Source organism: Paenibacillus sp. YSY-4.3 (assembly GCF_054767475.1).
Map to the genome: position 1 here is coordinate 253,400 of NZ_BAABMC010000002.1, position 21,140 is coordinate 274,539.

Annotated in this window: 23 protein-coding genes; 5 read left to right on the top strand and 18 right to left on the bottom strand. The window is 52.8% G+C overall.

Annotation, left to right across the window (positions count from 1 at the left end; genetic code table 11):
* Positions 1 to 225: 225 nt before the first annotated feature.
* The 4 genes from ACYUJT_RS08065 to ACYUJT_RS08080 form a co-directional block, all read right to left on the bottom strand.
* Positions 226 to 609: a DUF1634 domain-containing protein gene (locus ACYUJT_RS08065; protein WP_460320359.1), complete on the bottom strand. Its 384-nt coding sequence runs from the start codon at positions 607 to 609 to the stop codon at positions 226 to 228.
* A 3-nt stretch (positions 610 to 612) separates the two neighbouring features.
* The gene (locus ACYUJT_RS08070) at positions 613 to 1,446 is read right to left on the bottom strand and encodes a sulfite exporter TauE/SafE family protein (protein WP_460320362.1); all 834 of its coding nucleotides are present in this window, start codon (positions 1,444 to 1,446) and stop codon (positions 613 to 615) included.
* 61 nt (positions 1,447 to 1,507) lie between these two features.
* Complete coding sequence (locus tag ACYUJT_RS08075) at positions 1,508 to 1,927, bottom strand: GNAT family N-acetyltransferase (RefSeq protein ID WP_460320365.1); 420 nt, start codon at positions 1,925 to 1,927, stop codon at positions 1,508 to 1,510.
* Position 1,928: 1 nt separating this feature from the next.
* Positions 1,929 to 2,630: a DUF421 domain-containing protein gene (locus ACYUJT_RS08080; RefSeq protein ID WP_460320367.1), complete on the bottom strand. Its 702-nt coding sequence runs from the start codon at positions 2,628 to 2,630 to the stop codon at positions 1,929 to 1,931.
* Between the two features lie 132 nt (positions 2,631 to 2,762).
* Between ACYUJT_RS08080 and ACYUJT_RS08085 the strand changes: the two genes are divergently transcribed.
* Positions 2,763 to 3,719, top strand: a complete 957-nt coding sequence (locus ACYUJT_RS08085; protein WP_460320369.1) for a hypothetical protein — start codon at positions 2,763 to 2,765, stop codon at positions 3,717 to 3,719.
* 122 nt (positions 3,720 to 3,841) lie between these two features.
* Here ACYUJT_RS08085 and ACYUJT_RS08090 read toward each other — a convergent pair whose 3' ends face one another.
* The 6 genes from ACYUJT_RS08090 to ACYUJT_RS08115 all read right to left on the bottom strand — a co-directional run bounded on the left by ACYUJT_RS08090 (position 3,842) and on the right by ACYUJT_RS08115 (position 9,963).
* On the bottom strand, positions 3,842 to 4,066 hold the full coding sequence (locus ACYUJT_RS08090) for a YezD family protein (RefSeq protein WP_460320370.1): 225 nt from the start codon (positions 4,064 to 4,066) through the stop codon (positions 3,842 to 3,844).
* Positions 4,067 to 4,124: 58 nt separating this feature from the next.
* Positions 4,125 to 4,985: a sulfate ABC transporter permease subunit CysW gene (cysW, locus tag ACYUJT_RS08095; protein WP_460320373.1), complete on the bottom strand. Its 861-nt coding sequence runs from the start codon at positions 4,983 to 4,985 to the stop codon at positions 4,125 to 4,127.
* 135 nt (positions 4,986 to 5,120) lie between these two features.
* Entirely contained in the window at positions 5,121 to 5,951 is an 831-nt protein-coding gene (cysT, locus tag ACYUJT_RS08100; RefSeq protein ID WP_460320375.1) for a sulfate ABC transporter permease subunit CysT, read from the bottom strand.
* 73 nt (positions 5,952 to 6,024) lie between these two features.
* The gene (locus ACYUJT_RS08105; protein WP_460320378.1) at positions 6,025 to 7,053 is read right to left on the bottom strand and encodes a sulfate ABC transporter substrate-binding protein; all 1,029 of its coding nucleotides are present in this window, start codon (positions 7,051 to 7,053) and stop codon (positions 6,025 to 6,027) included.
* A gap of 1,289 nt (positions 7,054 to 8,342) precedes the next feature.
* On the bottom strand, positions 8,343 to 9,500 hold the full coding sequence (locus ACYUJT_RS08110; RefSeq protein WP_460320380.1) for a lactonase family protein: 1,158 nt from the start codon (positions 9,498 to 9,500) through the stop codon (positions 8,343 to 8,345).
* A 28-nt stretch (positions 9,501 to 9,528) separates the two neighbouring features.
* A complete protein-coding gene (locus ACYUJT_RS08115) occupies positions 9,529 to 9,963 on the bottom strand; it encodes an Rrf2 family transcriptional regulator (RefSeq protein WP_460320382.1) in 435 nt (144 codons plus the stop codon).
* 140 nt (positions 9,964 to 10,103) lie between these two features.
* Here ACYUJT_RS08115 and ACYUJT_RS08120 point away from each other — a divergent pair, with 140 nt between their 5' ends.
* Positions 10,104 to 10,595, top strand: coding sequence for a CcdC family protein (locus ACYUJT_RS08120; RefSeq protein ID WP_460320384.1), 492 nt, complete (start codon positions 10,104 to 10,106; stop codon positions 10,593 to 10,595).
* 165 nt (positions 10,596 to 10,760) lie between these two features.
* On the opposite strand, the gene ACYUJT_RS08125 is transcribed toward ACYUJT_RS08120, so the two are convergent.
* From ACYUJT_RS08125 to ACYUJT_RS08135, 3 genes are read right to left on the bottom strand one after another with little or no spacing between them, the layout of a single operon-like run.
* The gene (locus ACYUJT_RS08125; protein ID WP_460320387.1) at positions 10,761 to 11,918 is read right to left on the bottom strand and encodes an ABC transporter permease; all 1,158 of its coding nucleotides are present in this window, start codon (positions 11,916 to 11,918) and stop codon (positions 10,761 to 10,763) included.
* The gene (locus ACYUJT_RS08130) at positions 11,911 to 13,104 is read right to left on the bottom strand and encodes an ABC transporter permease (protein ID WP_460320389.1); all 1,194 of its coding nucleotides are present in this window, start codon (positions 13,102 to 13,104) and stop codon (positions 11,911 to 11,913) included. The genes ACYUJT_RS08125 and ACYUJT_RS08130 overlap by 8 nt, the downstream gene beginning before the upstream one ends.
* Positions 13,105 to 13,122: 18 nt before the next feature.
* On the bottom strand, positions 13,123 to 14,058 hold the full coding sequence (locus tag ACYUJT_RS08135; RefSeq protein WP_460320390.1) for an ABC transporter ATP-binding protein: 936 nt from the start codon (positions 14,056 to 14,058) through the stop codon (positions 13,123 to 13,125).
* A gap of 209 nt (positions 14,059 to 14,267) precedes the next feature.
* On the opposite strand from ACYUJT_RS08135, the gene ACYUJT_RS08140 reads away from it, so the two are divergent.
* Both ACYUJT_RS08140 and ACYUJT_RS08145 read left to right on the top strand, forming a co-directional pair.
* Entirely contained in the window at positions 14,268 to 15,398 is a 1,131-nt protein-coding gene (locus ACYUJT_RS08140; protein ID WP_460320393.1) for a sensor histidine kinase, read from the top strand.
* A gap of 25 nt (positions 15,399 to 15,423) precedes the next feature.
* Positions 15,424 to 16,233: a response regulator gene (locus ACYUJT_RS08145; protein ID WP_460320394.1), complete on the top strand. Its 810-nt coding sequence runs from the start codon at positions 15,424 to 15,426 to the stop codon at positions 16,231 to 16,233.
* Positions 16,234 to 16,868: 635 nt separating this feature from the next.
* Here ACYUJT_RS08145 and ACYUJT_RS08150 read toward each other — a convergent pair.
* The 3 genes from ACYUJT_RS08150 to ACYUJT_RS08160 form a co-directional block, all read right to left on the bottom strand.
* A complete protein-coding gene (locus tag ACYUJT_RS08150) occupies positions 16,869 to 17,099 on the bottom strand; it encodes a cold-shock protein (protein ID WP_460320397.1) in 231 nt (76 codons plus the stop codon).
* 101 nt (positions 17,100 to 17,200) lie between these two features.
* Positions 17,201 to 17,401, bottom strand: a complete 201-nt coding sequence (locus tag ACYUJT_RS08155) for a cold-shock protein (RefSeq protein WP_460320398.1) — start codon at positions 17,399 to 17,401, stop codon at positions 17,201 to 17,203.
* Between the two features lie 211 nt (positions 17,402 to 17,612).
* On the bottom strand, positions 17,613 to 18,629 hold the full coding sequence (locus ACYUJT_RS08160) for an EAL domain-containing protein (protein WP_460320400.1): 1,017 nt from the start codon (positions 18,627 to 18,629) through the stop codon (positions 17,613 to 17,615).
* Positions 18,630 to 18,817: 188 nt separating this feature from the next.
* Here ACYUJT_RS08160 and ACYUJT_RS08165 point away from each other — a divergent pair, with 188 nt between their 5' ends.
* Positions 18,818 to 19,597 carry a TatD family hydrolase gene (locus tag ACYUJT_RS08165; protein WP_460321579.1) on the top strand — a complete coding sequence of 260 codons (780 nt, stop codon included), beginning with the start codon at positions 18,818 to 18,820 and terminating at the stop codon, positions 19,595 to 19,597.
* A 10-nt stretch (positions 19,598 to 19,607) separates the two neighbouring features.
* Here ACYUJT_RS08165 and nfsA read toward each other — a convergent pair whose 3' ends face one another.
* Entirely contained in the window at positions 19,608 to 20,387 is a 780-nt protein-coding gene (gene nfsA / locus ACYUJT_RS08170) for an oxygen-insensitive NADPH nitroreductase (protein WP_460320402.1), read from the bottom strand.
* A 45-nt stretch (positions 20,388 to 20,432) separates the two neighbouring features.
* The gene (locus tag ACYUJT_RS08175; protein ID WP_460320403.1) at positions 20,433 to 21,041 is read right to left on the bottom strand and encodes a LysE/ArgO family amino acid transporter; all 609 of its coding nucleotides are present in this window, start codon (positions 21,039 to 21,041) and stop codon (positions 20,433 to 20,435) included.
* Positions 21,042 to 21,140 lie beyond the last annotated feature (99 nt).

A 21,140-nucleotide genomic window follows, 5' to 3' on the forward strand; every position in this document is an offset into this window, starting at 1 on the left:
CTTTGCGAAAAGGCTTTGTGCTTAGAGTTGGTATGCATAAAGCTAATGTGCTTAGAGCTGGTGAGCTTAGAGCTGGTGTGCATAAAGCTAATGCGCTAAACTAAAAAGTTAAACCGACCTAGGTCAAGAAGTTAAGCTGTGCTAGATCAGTAAGTTAAAGCTGGCACTATACCAAAAGGTTATGCCCTGCGCTAGATAAAGATGTTAAGGTTGCTCCAGCCCCAACTAGGCTCCAGCCTTGCCGAGCGCAAAGCTGAGGACCAGAATGACCAGGACAAGTACCGAAATCAGCACGAAGCGGTAATCTTTCTCATGAATGAACGCGAACATCGAAACAAAGACGCGGAATACCGGGGTCAGAATGAGCAGAATCAAGCCGACTTCGATAATGGCTACGGACTTCAGTTCCACCATGCCTCGGAAAATTTCCGGCAGGCTCGTCGGGAATGTATCCCCGGGATAGCCGCTGTCCCCGGTAACGAGAAACAGAACCAGGCCGATGACGATCACGAGGCCCGCCAGCACGATGCCGATGCGCAGCATTTTGCTGATGGCGATTTCGACCTCTGCCGCACGATTCTGACGGCTTGCTTGTTGTTGCTCCGCCATAGGTTATGCCCCCCATCCTTGGTAGATCATTTGACAAGCTACGTAGATCATAATCGGAATGAACAGCTTGCGAATCGTTTTGCTTTTCATTCGCTGCATGATCCTAGCTCCGATGGTTGCCCCAATCAGCACGCCGAGAGCCACCGGGGCCGAAATTACAGGAATGATATCACCGCGCATGAAATAGATTCCCGCACTGGCCGCAGCGGTGACGCCCATCATGAAGTTGCTCGTCGCCGTCGATACTTTGAGCGGCATCTTCATGAAAACGTCCATCGCCATCACCTTAAAGCTTCCGCTGCCGATGCCAAGCAGCCCGGAAACTACGCCGGCGCCGTACATGACGCCAAAACCTTCGTACACCTTATCTACGTTATAGGTAATATTTTTGCCAAGCGCTTTATCATAATACTCCCCGCCCAGCCCCAGCTTCTCCGCCACGGGATGCTGCGGAACGTTCACAGGGATTTCCTCCTTGCCCTTCTTCACCATCGCATAAGCCGAATACAATAGCAGCAGGGCGAAAATATAATACAAGAAATTCGGCGCAATCAACGCCGCGAGAAATGCTCCCGTAATCGCCCCTATCGTCGTGGCAATTTCCAGGAACATGCCTACCCTCACATTCGTGATTCGATCTCTTATGTAGGCTACGGCCGAGCCGCTGGAAGTCGCAATAACCGAAATCAAGCTGGCTCCGATCGCATGGCTGATTTCTACTCCGAACAGCAGTGTCAGTGCCGGAGTAACGACGATTCCACCGCCGAGACCGAGAACAGAGCCCACGATTCCCGCCAGGATGGCAATCAAGAAAATTTCAATCACAGTGGCAGTCAAACAGACATCTCCTTTATTTATCAGTTCAGGGGATCATGCACCAAGCTCAGCTAGCGCTGCGCTATTTCGATATCCTCAAATACATGCCGAGAGACGCTGGCGCCGTGTACTGAAAGCCATATTTCGAATACAGCTTGTCTGCCGGCTGATCGGCGATGAGGCTGACATAGGCTTCAGGCGGCGCCTCTCTAGCCAGATAGTCCATAATCTCGTCCATGACGAGCTTTCCAAGCCCTTGCCCCTGATAATCCGGACGCACGGCGATATCCACGACTTGCAGAAAACAGCCGCCATCACCCACAACTCTCCCCATGCCGATGAGCTCATTTCCAGCATACAAACATACCGCAAAAAGAGAGTTGCCCAGGCCGATCCTGATTCCCCGTTCGCTCCGCGGGCTTAACCCCGCTTGGCTTCTTAGGGCCGTATAATCTTCAGCATCCGGAATTTCCCTCACTACACGAACTTGCTCCCGCTCCACTCTAATTCTCCCTTCTGTTCCGCTGCTGCGGCACTACGTAAAGATCCTCATCTTCCTTCCACTCGGCATAGGCCACGTCCTCCAGCCGCTCATAACCACTGTTCTGCAGCAGCCGCTGCAGCCAGGCTTCGTCTTTGCCGATCATTTGCAGGCTTGTGCGGTCGATTACGCCGTTCTCTACCAGGCAGTAGGACAAGCTTGCCTGCTCGTTGAAAGTGTCCAAGCCGAGATCCTTACGCTTGATCGCTTCCTCTTGCGGCCTCTTCATCACGCTAAGCGTTCCGTTAGGTTCAAATATAGCATAAGCCACCTCGCTTATGAAGAAGACTTCATGCTGTCTGAGCAGCATGCGCAGTTGATCGAAGTCCAATCCGTTTTGGCGCATATGCTGAAGATCTACCTTGCCGTCGCGGATGATGATGGACCGCTTCCCGTCCAGGAAGCCTCGCGCCCGCTTCAGCTTCTGCGATATTTTCTCAAAAACGAAGGACAATGCTCCCCATAAAAACAACGCAAAGATCAATTCCGAATATTTGATGTCTTCGGCATATACCGTCTCACCGACCAGGTCGCTCAGCATGACGGAAGAAACGAAATCGAACGGCGTAAGCTGGGAAATCTCCTTCTTCCCGAGCAGGCGCGTCAGCACCCAGAGCCCAACGAAGCCGATAAAAATTTTCAGCGCGATTTTTCCCATAACCATGAGAATCCCTCCAAATTACGATAGTGATCTCTATATACCCACTTTAGGAGGAACTTGATTTGCAAAAATAAGCGCTTCGTTATTTTCCAATTCTGGCGCTTGAAAAACGCACCTGACGTGTGCAATAGTGGAATGAGGAATATCGAAAGGGTGGTGCGGGTGTTTCTTTGGGATTGGATCGCGTGGCTTCAATTGTATACCCCGGCAGCCATTATTATTGCCCCGGCGATCGTCATGTTCGCGTGGCAATATGGCGCTTCCAAGCGAAGATCGGCCTACCGGGTTAACGTTCGGCTTGACCGCTTGCACCGAAGCTTGGAGCTATACACCGCAGCCACGGGAGCGCTCCTCCGGGAAGCAGGCAGCCAGCGCGGATTGTCCGCTGCCGAGCATGCCGCGCTGGTCGATAAGCTGCTGGCTTGCAAAGCTGCGCCCTATGTCACTGAAGATTTACTCACGCAAATCGCAGCCTATATGATGGAGGAACGAGACAGCACGCGCCTTACGCTGCTGCTTAGAACGCTTGAGCGCGAGACCGAACGCCTCATGGAGGAGCGCAGCACGCTGCTGCGCCGCTCGGAGAAGCCAGGCTGGGGCTGGACGATATGGCAGCAGATCCAGCATGCGCTGCCGTTCGCTTTTACCGCGGGCCTCTTTATCTTGCTCCTCTGGTTTCTGGGTTCGCTGGATCAGGCCAGCCAAATGGAAGAAGAACGTTGGGCCGTGCTGTATGTCTGGTCACGTTTCCTCTCTTGCCTGTTCTCGCTGCTCGTTATGTATCCGTTTCTCAGAGGCGGACGCAGGGAGTCGTCCAGTTCATTGCTGCAGCGCTGGCTAGCCGTGGCGATCGGTCTAGCTGCATTGCTCCATTTCATAGGTTTAACCTGGGCACCGTATGTTCTTACACTGCAGCTGTTGCTTTTTCTGACCGGATTCCGCTTCAGCCACAACAGGCCGCGCAAGTCGCGGCCCTTCGTCGGCCACTACTTCGAAGAGGACGAACTGTCCTTGCTACAGGAGCAGCTTACGGATTTGCCTGATGAGGGCGCGGATGCTGCATCAAGGTCCAAAAACTCGCCATCGCCTTAATGCAGCCGCTTCGCGGATCGCGCAAGCAAAAAAATAAACCCCGATATCTGCTGTCCCGAGGTCTGCCGACCTCGAAGCCACCGGAATCGGGGTTTTCTCTTGTTCATATCGCTGTAATTAATTTATCTAGTTCCTGACTGACGCAAGGGCCGAGCCGCATTGCGCTGGCTCCCGGGGGACTTGGCAGCGCCGGAGGCTCCTATTTCATACCGTTTGCGCTCTGTACGCTCCACCTGAACGATCTGTCCTTCATGGACGACAATGTTGAGCGACCCGAATTCCATCTCGTCTAACAATCCTGCAATCCGATCCAACCATACATCGTCAACCTTCAATGGTTTTGCCATACTTACTGCCTCCCTCTCCTCGGCAATTCAGCCTATGAATATTTCGTTCGATGAAGCATTAATGCTGACTTTTGCGGGTAAACCAGCTTTTGAATAACAGGGTCACGAGCGCCAGTAACAGCAGCAAAGAAGCTACGGCAAACGACGCGGAGAACTGATACTCGTTATACAAAATTTCCACGTGCAGGGGAAGCGTGTTGGTCTCGCCCCGGATATGCCCGGAGACGACGGACACCGCGCCGAATTCCCCCATCGCTCTGGCATTACATAAAATGATGCCGTACAGCAATCCCCATTTGATGTTCGGCAGCGTTACTTTCCAGAAGATTTTGAAGCCCCGTGCCCCCAGCATGACCGCCGCCTCTTCCTCCTGCTGTCCTTGATCCTCCATTAGCGGAATAAGCTCGCGGGCGACAAAAGGAAAGGTAACGAATAAGGTGGCCAGAATAATCCCCGGCAGGGCAAAAATAATTTTCAAATCATGCTCCTGCAGCCACGGGCCAAACCAGCCGTTGGCACCGTAGACCAGAACGTAGATCAAACCGCCGATTACCGGTGATACGGCAAATGGTAGATCGATCAGTGTAACGAGCAGCTGCTTCCCGCGGAATTTGAACTTCGTCACGGCCCAAGCCGCAGCGACGCCAAAAATCGTATTCAACGGTACGGTAATGACGGCGACAAGAAGCGTTAGCTTCAAGGCCGACAGCGCATCCGGGTCGCGGATAGCCTCAATATATACTTCCCAGCCCTTCTTCAGGGCTTCGGTAAGAACAACAACCAATGGCAGAACGATAAGCCACAGCAGCACCAAGACTGCCGCCCCGATCAGAATCCACTTCACAGCGCTTGATTCATTCACTTTGCGCTGCCTGACCGTGGATGGCTTCTTGGCAGATAGCGGTACAGAGCCAGCCATTTCCTGATACCTCCCCGAATACTGAATACTGGATGCTCGATGATCACTTGATTAATTACTAGATAATTGCTTGATAATTGCGTGATTGCTTCGTCGCCTGATCATAAAATCCTTAACGATTCATGCCTACAACCGCTATTTTGCCGTCTTGCGTACTTTCCGCTGCAAAGAGTTGATGAGCAGCAGCAGCACGAAAGAAATGATTAGGAGCATAAGAGCCACGGCTGTAGCCCCCGCGTAATCGAACTGCTCCAGCTTCGACATGATGAGCAGCGGGGCAATCTCGGTCTTCATCGGCATATTGCCGGAAATGAAGACGACCGAGCCGTATTCCCCGATCCCCCGGGCGAATGCCAGGGCAAACCCCGTCATCAGCGGAGGTATCAGCTCCGGCAGAACGACGGAACGAAACGTCCGGAAACGGCTTGCACCTAGAGTGGAGGCCGCTTCCTCAACCTCGGCATCCAGCTCCTGAAGCACCGGCTGAACGGTTCTGACGACAAAGGGAATCCCGATGAACATCAGCGCCAAGGTAATGCCGATCGGCGTAAAAGCGATTTTGATCCCCAACGGTTCAAACAAGGAGCCGATCCAGCCGTTCGCCGAATAAATCGCGGTCAGTGATACCCCCGCAACCGCAGTAGGCAGGGCAAAAGGAAGATCAATCATCGCATCGAACAGTCCCTTGCCGGGAAATTCATATCGAACAAGCACCCACGCGATCAGCAGACCGAGTACGGTATCAATCAGTCCCGCCGCTGCCGCGGTCAGGAAGCTGACTTTATATGAAGCAAGTACGCGCGAATCTGTCGCAACATCCCAGAACTTCTCCCAGGTTAGACCCGTAGAGTTCAGCAACAGCGCAGATAACGGAATCAATACGACCAAACTGATATATAGTACGCTGTAACCCATCGTGATCCCGAAGCCGGGAAGCACTCCGCGCTTTGAAGTGCTACTGTGCATGCATGTTCATCCTTTCCATCCGTTGCATCCCGCTTGATCACCGCAGGAATGCCCCTCCGTTTGTCCGGTCGGTTTATTTCGGCGCATAAATTTGCGTGAATATGCCGCCGTCGCTAAAATGCTTCTGTTGTGCCTCGGCCCACCCGCCAAATTCCTCGTCTATCGTAAACAGCTTGATTTCCGGGAAAGCATCTTTATATTTGCTTTTTACGCTGTCCAGCGTAGGGCGGTAATAATTCTCCGCTGCAATCGTCTGGCCTTCCTCCGAGTACAGATACTGCAAATATGCCTCGGCCACTTCACGGGTACCCTTTTTGTCGGCATTTTTATCTACTACCGCTACAGGCGGTTCAGCCAAAATACTTTCCGACGGGTAGACGATATCGAACTTATCCGGGCCAAGCTCCTCTACGGACAGCCAAGCCTCGTTCTCCCAAGCCAGCAGCACATCCCCCAGTCCGCGTTCCACGAACGTCGTGGTTGCCCCGCGGGCACCGCTGTCCAGTACCGGAACATGCTCATACAGTTTCTTTACGAATTCCTGAGCCTTGGCCTCGTCATTGTTGTTCTGATGCAGCGCATAGCCCCATGCTGCTAGGTAATTCCAGCGCGCTCCGCCAGAGGTTTGCGGGTTAGGCGTGATGACCTCGATCCCGTCCTTGATCAAATCGTCCCAATCCTTGATGCCTTTCGGATTTCCTTTGCGAACGAGGAACACAATCGTCGACGTGTACGGCGAACTGTTATGATCGTATTTCTGCTGCCAGCCTTCATTGATTAGTCCAGCCTGCTGGATCGCGTCGATGTCATAACCGAGAGCCAGCGTTACGACATCCGCATCAAGCCCGTCGATCACCGCCCGGCCCTGCTTCCCTGACCCGCCATGCGATTGCTTGATCGATATCTTCTCGCCCGTCTCTTTCTCCCAATGAGCAGCAAAAGCTTTGTTATACGCGGTATACAGCTCACGGGTCGGATCGTAGGATACGTTCAGCAAGCTGATCTCTTTAGCCCCGCTTCCCGAAGTTCCGCAAGCCGCGGCAACCAATGTCACTGCCAATACGAGACCTGCCACGAACCCTTGCTTCAACACCTTTTTCATAACTACTCACTCTCCCCATCTCTCTTTAGAAACTCTGTCAATATTTCTGCAAAATGCTTCATGCGCCTTAAACTTCTCATGTCAACTGCCTAGCAAAATAGAAAGAGAAACGCCCTATCCCTACGGTCAGACCGAACTGCTACCGTGTCTGCCAAGGCAAGTAGAGCGTTCCTCCGTCCGTACGGTGAGAACATTATTTTATTTATTATTCCTACCTGTTTAGTATGCTATGATTGTATTCTATATGCGCTGGGTTTTCTTGTCAAACACTTTTATTGGAAATGTATTAAAAATCTATAAGTGATGCTTATATTCCCTTGTGGAGCATATTTGAAGGCACATGGTTGGCTAAGTTATGCAAAAAAAGGACAAGGCCTGCAGGCCTTGTCCTTGGTTTTGTCCTTGATCTTCGAGGGTGGTTTGGGATTGGTGAGATGGTGCGAACGGTGGGTCTGGGGTTGCGGTGGTTGCGGTGGTTGCGGTGGTTCGTGGGTTGGTGGGTTGGTGGGTTGGTGGGTTGGTGGGTTGGTGGGTTGGTGGGTTGGTGGGTTGGCCACCTTCTAACGGACAGGAGATCCGCTAATTGTGGAAATAGCCCCTCTTTCGCTATGCCTACGGACAATGGTTCCGCTATTTGGCCAAATTGGCTGCAACAACCATGTTTTTGGAGGCAATAGCGGAACGTAGGTCCGTTAGCCTTCAAAATTCCCCCGTTATTCGCAAATAGCGTCCCCTGTGTCCGTTAGGGTCGCATATGCCCAGCCAGTTACCTAGTGCCAGCCTCAACCACCCGGTCAATCTGCCACCAAGCCACTCACTATTCAGCTATTTAGACTACTCAGCTAATCCACCGTTCGGCCACCCAGTCACTCAGCACTCTGCCACCGGCTATTCAGCTATTCAGCTACTCGTTACTCACTACTCACTACTCACTACACTACTCACCACTCAACTACTCAGCTACCCAGCACCCCGCTACTCAGCTACCCAGCACCCCGCCACTCAGCTACCCACCCCATACCGCCACACCGCCGTCAGCCAACTACGACACACTAACTACCTCGTACCAGCTACCTCGCACCAACCACGTCACACTAACTATCTCCTACCAACTATCTCGCACCGACCACGTCACACTAACTACCCCAAACTAACTCCTCAAGCCAGCCATCCAGCCCATACCGTCACACCGCCGCCAGCCAGCTACGTCTCACTAACTACCTCGAACCAACCACCACATACTAACCAGGTCGCTTCACCGAGCTCCATTGCCCCCAGAAATGGGCATGCTACCGCGGAACAACCGCGATGCAGGAAGGCTCCTTCACCTCAAGCACGCTGTCGGCAGGCGAAAGGCTGCCGGTGGCCCGGTTACGGCGGAGCAGGGTGATGCTGTTGCTGAACTGGTTCGCCATGAGCACATAGTCGTCCAGGACGGCAAAGTTGCGCGGCCACTTTCCGCCGACGGTAGTCCACTCCGGGTCGCTGAGCTGTCCGGTCGAAGCGTCCAGCTTAAAGCGGACGATGCTGTCGTGGCCGCGGTTCGATGCATATACATATTTCCCGTCTGGTGCCAAATGAATGTCCGCTGCATAACTCTCTTCGGCGAAGTCCTCGGGCAATGTGCTTATATGCTGAATAATTTCCAATATGCCATGGGTCGGATTGTACGCAAACACGGTCACCGTGTTATCCAGCTCATTGATGCCGTATGCAATTTTATCAGACGGATGGATAATGAAATGCCTTGGCCCCGCCCCGGGCTGCAGTGCCACTTCGCGGTGCGTAACAAGCTTGCCGTCTTCCAGCCTGTAAATAATGATCCGGTCAAGACCCAGGTCGGATACGAAGGCATATTTGCCATCTTTGGACGGGACTACACTGTGGGCATGAGCCGACTCCTGGCGATCCTGGCGAAAACCGCTGCCGACATGCTGAATAGCTGCCGCCATTTGGGCTAAGCTCCCCTCGCCGTCTAATTCAAAGCTGTTAACATGGCCGCTGGAATAATTGGCGACAAGCAGGTGCCCAGAAGGAGACAGCGACAAATGACACGGACTTGCACCATCCGTACGTGCCGTTTTAATCAAGTGCAGCTTGCCGTTCTGTGGGTCAATACCATAGGCAGCGACCTCACCTCTCTCGCATTCCAGAACGGCATACAGCTGCATTGTTCCTGCGCCCTCAGCTGCCGGGCTGGCATTACTATCCGAACCCGCCGCGGTATCGCTTTCATTTTTCTGCACGCCGCGCTGAATCGCCTGGCCCCCCGCATGTTGTTTATCCGCTACGATAAGAAAGGACGGGTTCTCGATGCCTGAGGTGCTGTGAATAAGACGAAGCTCGCCGCTGCCCGTATTTAAGCTGCAAAGATGGATTCCCGGTTCTTCTCCGGAAGAGTAACCCCCAACGTAGAAATACTGCTCCTCTTGCTCAAAGATACGCATAGACTTTTCCCCTTATCAGTTTATTGAATTACGAACCTGCCTCAGCCCGCAGCTCCTGAAGCAGTCCCTTCACACGGGATACCTTGATTTCGTCAAAATAACGTTCCAACTGATCCTCGCCCCCGGCAAAAATCCGATCCATCACCTCATGCATCTTCGAGGATACCTGACAGGGCGATTCCTGGCTGCCCGAGCACCATACCGGCTGGAGAGTTCCTCTGGCGAACAGGCGGTACAAATCGCCAAGGCTGATGGCATTCAAATCGGCGCTAAGCAAGTAGCCGCCGCCCACGCCTTCTTTCGTCGACACATACCCTTGCTTTCGCAGCAGGCTCAATACTTTGCGGACTCGGGCAGGATGCGTGGCCACGCTCGCTGCGATTTTCTCGCTGTTGGCGATGCAATGGGCATTCATCTGCAGAAAAAGAAGGCAATGCAGGGCCACCGTAAACTCGCTGTTCATATTCCTTTCCCCTTTCCGTCATATCCTTGAAACACGGGCATGCCGTTGAATCCGGGAGCCTTGGCTCATTTTTATTTTCCGTAAGTGATTTATGTTATAATGATCTCGCCAACTACACATGTTCAAGAAAGGGACATTTCATGAATATTACCATTCCTTCTTATATGCAGGTTTTTGTAACCGTCGGAGCCATCATCATGGCTGCACTCGCATTGTTTATCCGGTTAAAAGCCAGCCGCAGACCCGTAACGGTCAAGAAGATCATTATTCCGCCGCTAGGCATGACTACCGGCTTCGGGATGTTCATCGTTCCTGATTTTCATATCCCGGTTCTTTGGGGCGCCATCGCCTTTGCCGTAGGCTGGTTTTTCTTCTCTTACCCGCTGAATCGCAGCACCCAATTCGAACTGATCGACGGCGAGGTATACGCCAAACGGACCCGCGGCTTTGCCTATATCCTGATCGGCTTGCTTGCGCTAAGGCTCGTCCTGCATGAAGTCGTGGAACAATATATCTCGGTGCTCCAGACGGGCTCCGTATTTTTCCTGCTGGCCTACGGAATGATCCTCCGCTGGCGGCTATTCATGCTTAAGGAATACCGCCGCATAACGGGACAAATTCATGCGGGCTAACCAAACCCAAGCTTCTTTCCAACATATTAAATTTTATATAGGGATGCAATCTTTTTCCACTATATTTTCTCTGCTGAGCCCTTGAATGGCAAACAGGTTATCCAGATGACGCCAACCGTCACCGGATAACCTGTTTTTTGATGCCGCAAATACTCCCCCCATCTCTTATGCCCTTGACTGCCCCTCGCTAGGGCGCAGGATCGCCGAACCGATGATCAGCAGCACGAACGCCATGAGCACCAGAATGAGCAGCGGAGTAACGACTCCCTTCAGACTGCTTCCCGAGGAGAGCAGCTCGACGGCCTGGATTGTCCATTTCTGCGGCACGAAATTAGCCGCCTTCTGCATGTATTCCGGCATGAAGGAGATCGGCCAGAAGCAGCCCCCGATCATGCAGGTCGGGGTGATGATCAGGTTGTTCAGCATCCCGGCGTTCTGCGGATTGCGAATCAATCCGGCCGCCGCACTCGCAATGCCCATCGCGACGAGCATGAACGCGGCCAGCACGATGAAGTGCAGATGCAGCGGGATGCCGGCATCATACCGCAGCACCCAGCGGCTGAGCATCAATACGACCGCAATCTGGATCACGCCGACAAAGAAGCTGCCGAGGAAATTGCCCGCGGCGATCTCCCAAGCCCTGACCGGTGCGCTATAGATGCGGGCCATCGTCCGCTTGCTGCGGTCTTCGACGATTTGCGTCACCGAGCTGCTGATTAAGCTCATCAGGAACAACAACGTAAAGCCGGTGACTGTGCTGAGCCCCTTCTTCGGATAGAGCCGCAGGTCCTGATCGACGGCGGTTACGCGGTGTTTTCCCGTCTCCCGGAACACATCGGCCAGCACTTCGCTGTCCTGCCCGCCCTCTCCGGAAGCGGTCTTAACCATCCCTGCGGAGGCCGCCATTCCCCGTACAAGCCCATCCAAATTAATTCTAAGCGTAAAGGTCGCCTCGCTCGTCGCCAAATCATATACCTGAAGCTTGGGGACGCGTCCAGAGCGGACTCCTTCGGTGAACCCGGCAGGGACGGCAAAGCCGATCACGGCTTTCTTGGACAGCAACGCATCCCTCATAGCCGCATCATCCTCATATTCCTTCAAGGCATAGCCGGGCTTGCTAGCCAGCTCCTTCAGCAAGAAGGCGCTAGCCACCCCCTGATCCCGATCCACATACGCGATTTGGGATAGCGTCATTTCTTCCTGCCCCAACAGGGCGATAACGAGAGCAATGACGACGCACGGTAGCAGGATGTAGCCAAGCAGCCCTTTTGGGGTGCCGATCGTTCGTCTTATGACATTCCAGGCAATCGTCAAGCTACTCATGATAACCCACCTTCCGATATGAAACGATGCCAGCTGCAAGCAGCAGGGCGCAGCCTAAACCCAACATCATCAAGTAATGCATCACTTCGGCCGGATCTGCCCCGAGCATCAAACGCAATATGGCCTGCAGTGCCCAGTGGTTCACCGTGAATTCGCCCATCCGTTGAATGATCTCTATCGGCAGCGGCTGGAACCCGCCGCTCAGAAAAGTCATGACGACGATGACCGTCACAACGACCGAACGGGCAACCGCGGATGATTTGGTTAACAAGGTAATAATCACGGCCAGCATCATGGAGGCGATCACTACGAGCAGACAGGTCAGCGCCAGCATCCACAGATGAGGGCCCCAGTCCACATCGTAGAACCATGACGTTCCGCAAATAATGACGGCAGCCTGTAAAAAAGCGACCAGGCTATTCCCGGCGATTTTCCCCATAAATATCTCCAGCGTGCTTACGGGCATGGAATTTAAACGGTACAGCGTCTTCTTGCGCTTCTCTTCGGATAAGCTGATGCTGGCCGACAGTCCCGAGTACAGGAGGAACATGATCAGCATGGCAGCGGCGTAGTATTGAAATGCGGAGTACGTCTCGCCCCCTTCATTCAACGATGCCGTTTCTACATACGAAGCCTCCAGACCGCTCATCATTCCGTTGGCCTCTCCAAAACCCTGCGGTCCTAAGGCGATGATCGCTGCCTGCACCCGGTTGACCTCATCCAAATAGGCATGGAATACCGTCTGGGCGACGTAATTCTTCATGCTGTCTTTTCCGGGAATGAGCTCCCACTGCGCTTCCTTTCCCGCCATTACCCGCTCCTCGAAATCAGGTGGAATAACGACAGCGAAATCCGCTTCGCCCCGCGTTAAAGCTTCAACCGCTTCTTCGCGGCTCACGGTTTTCTCAACTTGCATTCTTTGTTTAATTTCCGGACTGTTCAAAAACTCCCGAAACCCTAAACCCGCTTCAAGCTCTCCATTTGCTAGCATTCTCTCTGTATTCGGCTCTACGATCATTACCCTGGCCTGCTCCACCGAAGCTTCCGCCTCGTCTTTAAAGTTGCTGGAGAGGGCGTTGCCCAAAATGAAAATAAGCACCATCGGCAGCAAAAATAAGTTCAATAACACGGCGCGCGTCCGCGTAAGCATCCGCAGCTCAAACCAGGCGATTGTCCATAACTTCACAACGTATCCCCCCTAGCCCTAATCCCGCAGCGTACGCCCGGTCAGATTGAGGAACAGCGTCTCCAGCGTCGGCTGCTCGCAGACTACGGAATGAATTACGGCGTCGTGCTTGGCGCAAATGTATAAAATGTCCTGCAGCTCGTTCTGCGAAGAAGATGTATACAGCTCCAGCCCGTGCTCGGTCTCCAGAATCCGGTTGATCCGCGGGTGCTGCTTCAGCTCGGACAATACGTCTTCCCCTATACCGGTGGCCGACATAACGATTTTCTCCTCGCCGGCAACCCGTTCCCGAAGCTCCTGCTCCGTTCCGCAGGCAATCACATGGCCTTGATCGACAATCGCTACCCTGTCGCATAAGGAGGCAACCTCCTCCATGTAATGGCTCGTATAGATTACCGTGGAGCCCATGCGGTTTAGTTCCCGGACCGATTCCAAAATATGATTCCGCGACTGAGGGTCGATCCCGACGGTCGGCTCATCCATAATGATCAGTTTGGGGCGATGCACGATCGAGCAGGCGATATTGAGGCGCCGCTTCATCCCCCCGGAAAACGTATGCGGCAGCTGCTTAGCCCGTTCCTCCAGTCCAACGAACCGCAGTGCCTCCTTTACCCGCTCCTTCAGCTCCCATCCCCGCAGACCGTACAATCGGCCAAAAAACGTCACGTTGTCCGCAGCAGACATATTTTCATATAAAGCCAGTTCCTGGGGAACGAGACCGATTCTTCTCTTTACATCGAGCGGCCGCTCCTTGACAGGGATCCCGTCAACCGTAATACTGCCTTGATCCATCGGCAGCAGCCCAACGATCATGTTCATGGTCGTGCTCTTCCCTGCTCCATTCGGGCCGAGGAGCCCGAATATTTCCCCGGCTTCGATTTTCATGTTCAAATGATCCACGGACAATTTGTCCCCGTATCTTTTTACGACATTGTTTACTTCTACGAATGCCATCCTGCCTTCACCCTCCCGCACATCTCTGACTCTATAGCCATTGTATCAGGCCTCGCTTCCCCCGTAAGGTATCGATAGTCACCAATAAAAAATGACGAAAGTCACCATTTGCAGCACCCTAACCCTCATAGGGATTATGCTATAATAATTGCATCTTATTTCGAGGCAAAGGGTTGAGAATGATGAAGAGGCCTTCGCTTCTTCCTTTTATGTACGGGATGATTCTGCTCCCGGGATTTTTTCATATTTTCCTGCTGCAAAACCCTCCCTACGACCGGTACGTCATCCATATGCTGGCCTTGTTTGCTTTGGCTGTGCTGGGGCGCTTCGCGAAGGAGAGCAGCCATGTAACGGCTTGGTGCCTTGTGCTGATCACTTATTCAGCGTGGCTTTGCCACATTTACGGCGGACTGGCAAGCCTGTCGGCCCTGGCGCCGGTGTTCGTCTATTCGTCCATGCCCGGCAGGCTCGTAAGAATCAGTCTGTTCGCGCTTCACACTGGCGCGCTCTACTTCACCATGCTGTCCGAGCCACTAACCTGGAGATTCAGCGTACTGCTGTTTCTATGGTTTATCGCCGGCATTCTTGCCTACCTTCAGCTGTTCACGGCCAAGCAAGGCGCAATCCAGCAAAAATATGACGACCTGCGCAGACGGCATTACGAGCTCGACGAGACCCATCGCCGCTTAATGCTGTTCAACAAACAGGTGGAAGGCGCGGCCCAAGCCGAGGAGCGGACACGGATTTCCAGGGAGCTTCACGATGATCTCGGGCATCGCCTCATCCGCGCCAAAATGATGATGGAAGCCGCACTGCATGTCGTTCCTGCCGATCCTGACAAAGGAATGGCCCTGCTCGGGCAAATTCGGGATCAGCTCTCTGCCGGCCTGGATCAGCTGCGCGCTACGGTGCGCCGATTGAAGCCGCCCTCCGAGACGACCGGAATCCAGGCGCTGAGCCTGATGCTCGAGGATATCGGCCGGGAGAACGGCATTCGAACGACGCTGTCTGTAGAGGGACAGCCTTATCCGTTATATCCGAGTCTAGAGATCATTCTATATAAAAATGCGCGGGAAGCCCTGACCAATGCGTTAAAGCACGGTCAGCCCGGCGCAGTCGAAGTCCGGCTGGTCTACGAAGCGGACGAGATTCGTATGGCCGTCAGCAATGATGGGGCCGTGCCGCCGCCTCACTGGTATAACAGCAGAGCTGCCGGCTTAGGGATGTCGGGAATGCGGGAACGATGCCAGATTGCGGGAGGAAGGCTTGAGGTCGAGGTAGAACCTTGTTTTACCGTAACGACCAGGCTTCCCGTGACGCATCAAGGAGAAATTTTATAAGAAGCGGGAGCGTGAGTAGGCTACCATGATAAACACGACAACGAGTGCAAACACGGCTGCAGGAGAGCGTCTATCCGTATTGATCGTGGACGACGATCCGTTCATACGGGAGAGCTTGTCTTTACTGATTGGCATGGATCCCCAAATTGAGGTCGCCGGGACTGCGTCTCATGGATTGGAGGCCGTAAATCAGCTAGAGAGCGGCGGAATGCCCGTGCCGGATGTAGTGCTCATGGATATTCGGATGCCGGAATGCGACGGCGTAGAAGGAACGAAGCGGATCAAGGCGATTTTTCCGCAAATCTCCGTGCTCATCCTGACCACCTTCGATGATGACGAGTTCATTATCGAAGCCTTGCAAAGCGGTGCCAGCGGGTATCTACTCAAAAATATTCCGCCCAGCCGCATTATCGAGGGGATCAAAACCGTACATAGCGGCAGCATGCTCATCCATCCCGACATCGCCCGCAAGCTGACTGGATTCCTCCGGACTGATGCGCTCAATGCTGCGAACGAGGCCGGGCAAAGTGCTGACGACGCGACCGCGGCAGGGCGATCCGGCCAGAGCCCAAGCTCGGCTTCTCCCGGCGGGGCTTCCGATGCGCATACCGATTCCGTGCAGAGCAAATTACGGGCGGCAGGGCTAACCGCGGCCGAACAAAATGTCGTGGCCCTGATTGCGGATGGCATGTCCAACAAGGAGATTGCCCAGAAGCTCTTCCTTAGCGAGGGCACCGTCAAAAACTACATTACCGACATTCTCGCCAAGCTGCAGGTCCGCGACCGGACGCAAATCGCTATTTTATATTGGAAAAGTTATAACCAGTTGGGGTGAACTACTGATTTATGACTGGATAAGGTAATTGGATGTAGATGTAGATGTGGTTGTGGTTGTGGATGTGGTTGTGGTTGTGGTTGTGGTGTGGATGTGAATGTGGTTGTGGTTGTGGTGTGGATGTGAATGTGGTTGTGGTTGTGGTGTGGATGTGAATGTGGTTGTGGATGTAAATGTATTTCCTGCAGTTAGTTCAGCGGTTTTGGCCGTGTTGGCGGGAACTAACTGCAAAACCTACATCTAGTTTTAAGCTATTTCGACGAATGAGCTCCATTCAGGCAAACTAACTGCATGTTTTGCATTTAGCGCATGCATTTTTGATGAAAAGTGCTTAACTAGATGTATAAAATACATTCCGCTTTTAAATGACCTAGTAAAACCAGGGGCTGGATGGCCGCCACCCACCAACGATCTAACAATCTCTAACAGACCACCGTCCCAACAATCAAAGTGCTAAATTAACCGAAACAAAGCGCTGCGATATAAAAAACCGTAGTTTTCGTCGATTAGGAAAGACAATGCAATGCACCATTCTCTCTCCAAAGTGTTTCTCGGTCCTCTGTAGTATGTAAAAAAAGCAGCTGCGCCCCATTGTTTGGAGCTGCAACTGCTTCTGTTTGTCGATTAGTGACTAGCTATTCGATCTTTACGCCTTTTGGGAGCGACTTCTGATCCAAGTTCGTGTTCACCAGCTGAGGGAGCATACGCATCCCTTTTTCCATCTCAGAGGAACACAGAGGACATGCCGGAGTGTAATCAAACGCAAAATTATCCCTCATCCATCCGTTGCAGCTCTCGCTCGTACAAGACCAGACCGGCGTATTCTCCTCAGGAATTTCTTCTAACGTTTTTTTACGGTAATTCATGTTCTTCCTCCTTGGACATAATTTCACGGTAGACAGACCACTATCCACATTTTTAACAGAACTGCCCTTAACGAATCCGTTAAGAGCAGTTGAGCCTGTTATTAAAGTTTTACTACGTTTTCGGCTTGCGGTCCGCGGTTGCCTTGAACTACGTTAAATTGTACGCGTTGGCCTTCATCCAAAGTCTTGAAGCCATCGCCAGTAATCGCGCTGAAATGTACGAATACGTCATTTCCGCCTTCCACTTCGATAAAGCCAAAGCCTTTCTCAGCGTTAAACCATTTTACTGTTCCAGTTTCCATTAGGGTACCTCCTAAAAGTATTAACATGTTCATTTTTACAAAAAAAATTCACACATTGAAAAAAGCTCCATCTCACAAGGTGACACTCTTTTCAACGGGTGAATTTAATGTACTGCATCACTTGAATCGACCATTACTTATTATATCCTGAACGAAGTAGAAAAGCAAATGATTTGTAAAAATACGGCAGGAGGGCGTTTCGCCCTCTTCATCATAGCTTCACCGCTTTCCGGGGACGGCCGAACAAATATCCTTGCGCAAGCACGGCGCCATTCTCGAGGCAAAACTCAAAGTCCTCCCGCCGCTCGACACCCTCCACAAGTACTTTGCCGCCAAAATCCATGGCACGCTGGATGATATCCTTGATCTGCCGCTGTTTGTAGGCATCGTTTCGGCAGCCGTTTACGATGCTGCGGTCAATTTTCACATAATCCGGCTGGAGCCGGACCATTTCCTCCACCAAGGAGAAGCCTGCCCCTACATCGTCAAGCGCCATGGATATACCGCGTCCGCGGCAGACCGTAAATATATACTGCAAATGAGCAATATGCCGAATCCGTTCCGTCTCCACCACTTCGAATACAAAATCGCGCGTATCCAAGGCAAGCTGCTCGATGGTCTTGAACGTATCGTTCAAGCATTGACAAGGGTGCTCGATGGAAGAAGGCAAGAAGTTGATGAACCTTTTGATCCCCAGGGGCAGATGGCGCGCGCTCGTCTCGATGGCCGATAGCCTTGCCGCCTGGTCCAATAAGGAATGGAGCCCGCTCTCTCGGGCCGCCGCAAACAATTCAAGCGGGCTGAATGGTCTTCTCTCGGAGGCCGGCCGCAACAGAAATTCATAGCCAATCACCTTCTCCTCAGCGTTGACGATCGGTTGGATATGGTTCTCAAACAGCTTATCAACAATAACGCCCAGCACATCATTATTTTTCACGCGGCTCTCCATTTGGCATGCCTTGAGCCACAGCGACGATTGCTTATTCCCTTCAGTCGCCAGAGACACCATCAAATTCTCACCGTACATCATCATATACCTGCGGGTACACTCCAGCATAAGCAGTAATTCATCCTTCGATCGATACGAAAACTGACAGTCCGGGAAGCCCCGCTGCGAGCGGTATCCCATTTGCTGCATATGGGCTATAAATGCGGCTGAGAATGGACGAAACCTCACGCTCCCTAAGTCTTCAAGCGCCGATGAGGCACTGCCTTTGCTGAAGATCATAGCAATCCTCCCCTAATTTCATACATGAAAATTATACCATGCCCCCTTATTCATCCAGCGTGACCTTCATCTCTATTATGGCCATTAATGGGACTTGATAAGTTCGGGCGATGCTGTGGTTCATGGGATGAACAGATATAATGAAGTAAGTGAAGATAAGCAGACGAATGAGGAGGGAAATGCTGAACATGATCGATGCCCATATTCACCTGGATCAATATAAGCAGGCCGAGATCGAGCATATTGTGAAAAATATGCAGCCCGGCGGTATCGAGGGGCTTGTGTGCGTATCCACGAACCTGGAGTCTTCGACGGCTAACCTGGCTCTCGCCGAGCGGTACCCGGGATTCGTTCACCCCGCCTTTGGCTTTCATCCGGAGAGTCCCCTGCCTGCTGCGGAAGAGATCAGCGGGCTGCTGTCCTGGATGGAGCGCAAAGCCGATCGTATGATCGCCGTAGGGGAAGTTGGCCTGCCTTACTATCTCCGCCGGCAAATGGCCAAGGAAGGCCGCTCCCTCGATTCGAACGCCTATGTGCAGCTGTTGGAGCGGTTCCTCAGCTTCGCCGAGCGGTACAGCAAACCTGTCGTGCTCCATGCGGTTTACGAGGATGCCGACCTTGTGTGCGATTTATTGGAGCGCTACCGTATTCGCAAGGCCCATTTCCACTGGTTCAAAGGCGCGAAGCATACGGTGCAGAGAATGGCTGATCGCGGCTACTATATTTCATTTACCCCGGATCTGCTGTATGAAGCAGAAATTATCGAGCTTGCCCACAGCTATCCCATCGATCAGGTGATGGCAGAGACGGATGGTCCCTGGCCTTTCGAGGGGCCTTTTGCAGGCCAGCTTACCCAGCCAGCCATGGTGCTGGAGGTGGCCGAAGCTTGGGCCGCCATTCAGGGAATCGCCCCAGAGGAGGCGCGTTGCCGGCTGCGCGAGAATACGAGGCGTTTTTACGGCATATAGGGGAGTTTCTCTACTTCTTGCCAAACCCCCGTTCACGTAGAAAGGCGGCCATATGCATTCGCGAAGGCTGAGCGAGCTTGTCCGCCATCAGTTCCGACCATGGTGTGCTTTTCGCTCCGCCGGTTCTTTCGCGCAAATACGACGACATAATCTCGTCATATCGTTCGACGCCCTTCTCTGAACCGGATGCGTCATAGCCGTTCCAATGCAGAACCGCGTCCTGCGGCAGCCTTGGGCGAAGAACAGGCTGTTGATCCGGATAGCCGATACACATGCCAAACACGGGATAGACAAGCTCTGGCAAGCCGAGCAGGCTGGCGACTTCGGCGATCTGGTTGCGGATACCGCCGATATACACGATGCCGAGGCCCAATGACTCGGCGGCAACCGCTGCGTTCTGGGCCGCTAAAGCGGCATCCACGGTCGCTACGATTAGGTTTTCCATGGAGCCTTCGTAGGTTTCCTGGCCGGCCCGGTGTTTCAGCGCCGCTGCCTTCAATCGCGACAAATCGGCACACCACACTAAAAATACGGGACAACTGTATACATACGCTTGATTGCCGCTGAGACGGGCCAGCTCCTCTTTGAGATCCGCTTCGGTTACGGCGATGACGCTATAGGCCTGGACATGGCTTGAGGACGAAGCCGCTTGTCCGGCGGCAATGATCGTTTCGACCTGTTCCCGCGTCACTGCTTGATCCGTAAATTTGCGGATGGAGCGGTGGTTAAGCAGCAAGGCGATCGTCTCGTTCGCAGATTTCATCGCATCGGTTATATTTTGGTTATGCATCGCTTTGATCTCTCCTTTTTCTATCCATTTATCCAGACTTTCTTCTCAAAATAATTGAATAATAATATACCCCGCCATAGCCCAGACGATAAGCGCCGACAGCTTATTGATATGACGCAGCATCCTCCCGCTCGGATCCATGCCGCCAATGAGGCGTCCCGCCCAGCACAGCCCTAGGAACCAGACCCAGGATACCGCGATGGCTGCGCCGGCAAACAGCGCTTTATCCAATCCCTCGAAGCGGAGCGAGCTCGTACCGATCACGCCGATCGTATCCATAATGGCATGGGGATTCAGAAGCGATACGGAAAGAGCGAATACAATTTGTTTACCCGCCGGGAGGCTGGCTTCACCAGCCGCAGGCAAATCCGGACGGCTCCGCCAAATCGACCAGCCCATGTACAGCATGAAAAGAGCGCCGATGATGAATAGCAATATTTTCAGCCAGGAAATCGTCAGAACGATCAGGGAGACTCCGGCAACGGCAAGCACAATCAGCAGCGTATCGCATAATCCCGCCGTAATGACCGCAGGCAGCGCATGCCGAAATTTGTGATGCCCCGCTCCCTGGTTAAATACGAATACATTCTGCACGCCAAGCGGCAGTATCAGTCCAAATGCCAGAACCAATCCATAAATTGAAGCTTCCCACATACAATGATTCCTCCGTTTTCTACAAATGATGCTGTTCTCATTGTAAGCAATAAGGATCGGATTTGGCTCCAGCCATTTGGATGGATTGCAAACCAACCA

Excerpts from the sequence above, each read along its gene's own strand:
- ACYUJT_RS08065 (WP_460320359.1), bottom strand. The coding sequence starts at position 609 with ATGGCGGAGCAACAACAAGCAAGCCGTCAGAATCGTGCGGCAGAGGTC.
- ACYUJT_RS08080 (WP_460320367.1), bottom strand. The coding sequence starts at position 2,630 with ATGGTTATGGGAAAAATCGCGCTGAAAATTTTTATCGGCTTCGTTGGG.
- ACYUJT_RS08085 (WP_460320369.1), top strand. The coding sequence starts at position 2,763 with ATGAGGAATATCGAAAGGGTGGTGCGGGTGTTTCTTTGGGATTGGATC.
- ACYUJT_RS08090 (WP_460320370.1), bottom strand. The coding sequence starts at position 4,066 with ATGGCAAAACCATTGAAGGTTGACGATGTATGGTTGGATCGGATTGCA.
- cysW (WP_460320373.1), bottom strand. The coding sequence starts at position 4,985 with ATGGCTGGCTCTGTACCGCTATCTGCCAAGAAGCCATCCACGGTCAGG.
- cysT (WP_460320375.1), bottom strand. The coding sequence starts at position 5,951 with ATGCACAGTAGCACTTCAAAGCGCGGAGTGCTTCCCGGCTTCGGGATC.
- ACYUJT_RS08105 (WP_460320378.1), bottom strand. The coding sequence starts at position 7,053 with ATGAAAAAGGTGTTGAAGCAAGGGTTCGTGGCAGGTCTCGTATTGGCA.
- ACYUJT_RS08110 (WP_460320380.1), bottom strand. The coding sequence starts at position 9,500 with ATGCGTATCTTTGAGCAAGAGGAGCAGTATTTCTACGTTGGGGGTTAC.
- ACYUJT_RS08115 (WP_460320382.1), bottom strand. The coding sequence starts at position 9,963 with ATGAACAGCGAGTTTACGGTGGCCCTGCATTGCCTTCTTTTTCTGCAG.
- ACYUJT_RS08120 (WP_460320384.1), top strand. The coding sequence starts at position 10,104 with ATGAATATTACCATTCCTTCTTATATGCAGGTTTTTGTAACCGTCGGA.
- ACYUJT_RS08125 (WP_460320387.1), bottom strand. The coding sequence starts at position 11,918 with ATGAGTAGCTTGACGATTGCCTGGAATGTCATAAGACGAACGATCGGC.
- ACYUJT_RS08135 (WP_460320390.1), bottom strand. The coding sequence starts at position 14,058 with ATGGCATTCGTAGAAGTAAACAATGTCGTAAAAAGATACGGGGACAAA.
- ACYUJT_RS08140 (WP_460320393.1), top strand. The coding sequence starts at position 14,268 with ATGTACGGGATGATTCTGCTCCCGGGATTTTTTCATATTTTCCTGCTG.
- ACYUJT_RS08145 (WP_460320394.1), top strand. The coding sequence starts at position 15,424 with ATGATAAACACGACAACGAGTGCAAACACGGCTGCAGGAGAGCGTCTA.
- ACYUJT_RS08150 (WP_460320397.1), bottom strand. The coding sequence starts at position 17,099 with ATGAATTACCGTAAAAAAACGTTAGAAGAAATTCCTGAGGAGAATACG.
- ACYUJT_RS08155 (WP_460320398.1), bottom strand. The coding sequence starts at position 17,401 with ATGGAAACTGGAACAGTAAAATGGTTTAACGCTGAGAAAGGCTTTGGC.
- ACYUJT_RS08160 (WP_460320400.1), bottom strand. The coding sequence starts at position 18,629 with ATGATCTTCAGCAAAGGCAGTGCCTCATCGGCGCTTGAAGACTTAGGG.
- ACYUJT_RS08165 (WP_460321579.1), top strand. The coding sequence starts at position 18,818 with ATGATCGATGCCCATATTCACCTGGATCAATATAAGCAGGCCGAGATC.
- nfsA (WP_460320402.1), bottom strand. The coding sequence starts at position 20,387 with ATGCATAACCAAAATATAACCGATGCGATGAAATCTGCGAACGAGACG.
- ACYUJT_RS08175 (WP_460320403.1), bottom strand. The coding sequence starts at position 21,041 with ATGTGGGAAGCTTCAATTTATGGATTGGTTCTGGCATTTGGACTGATA.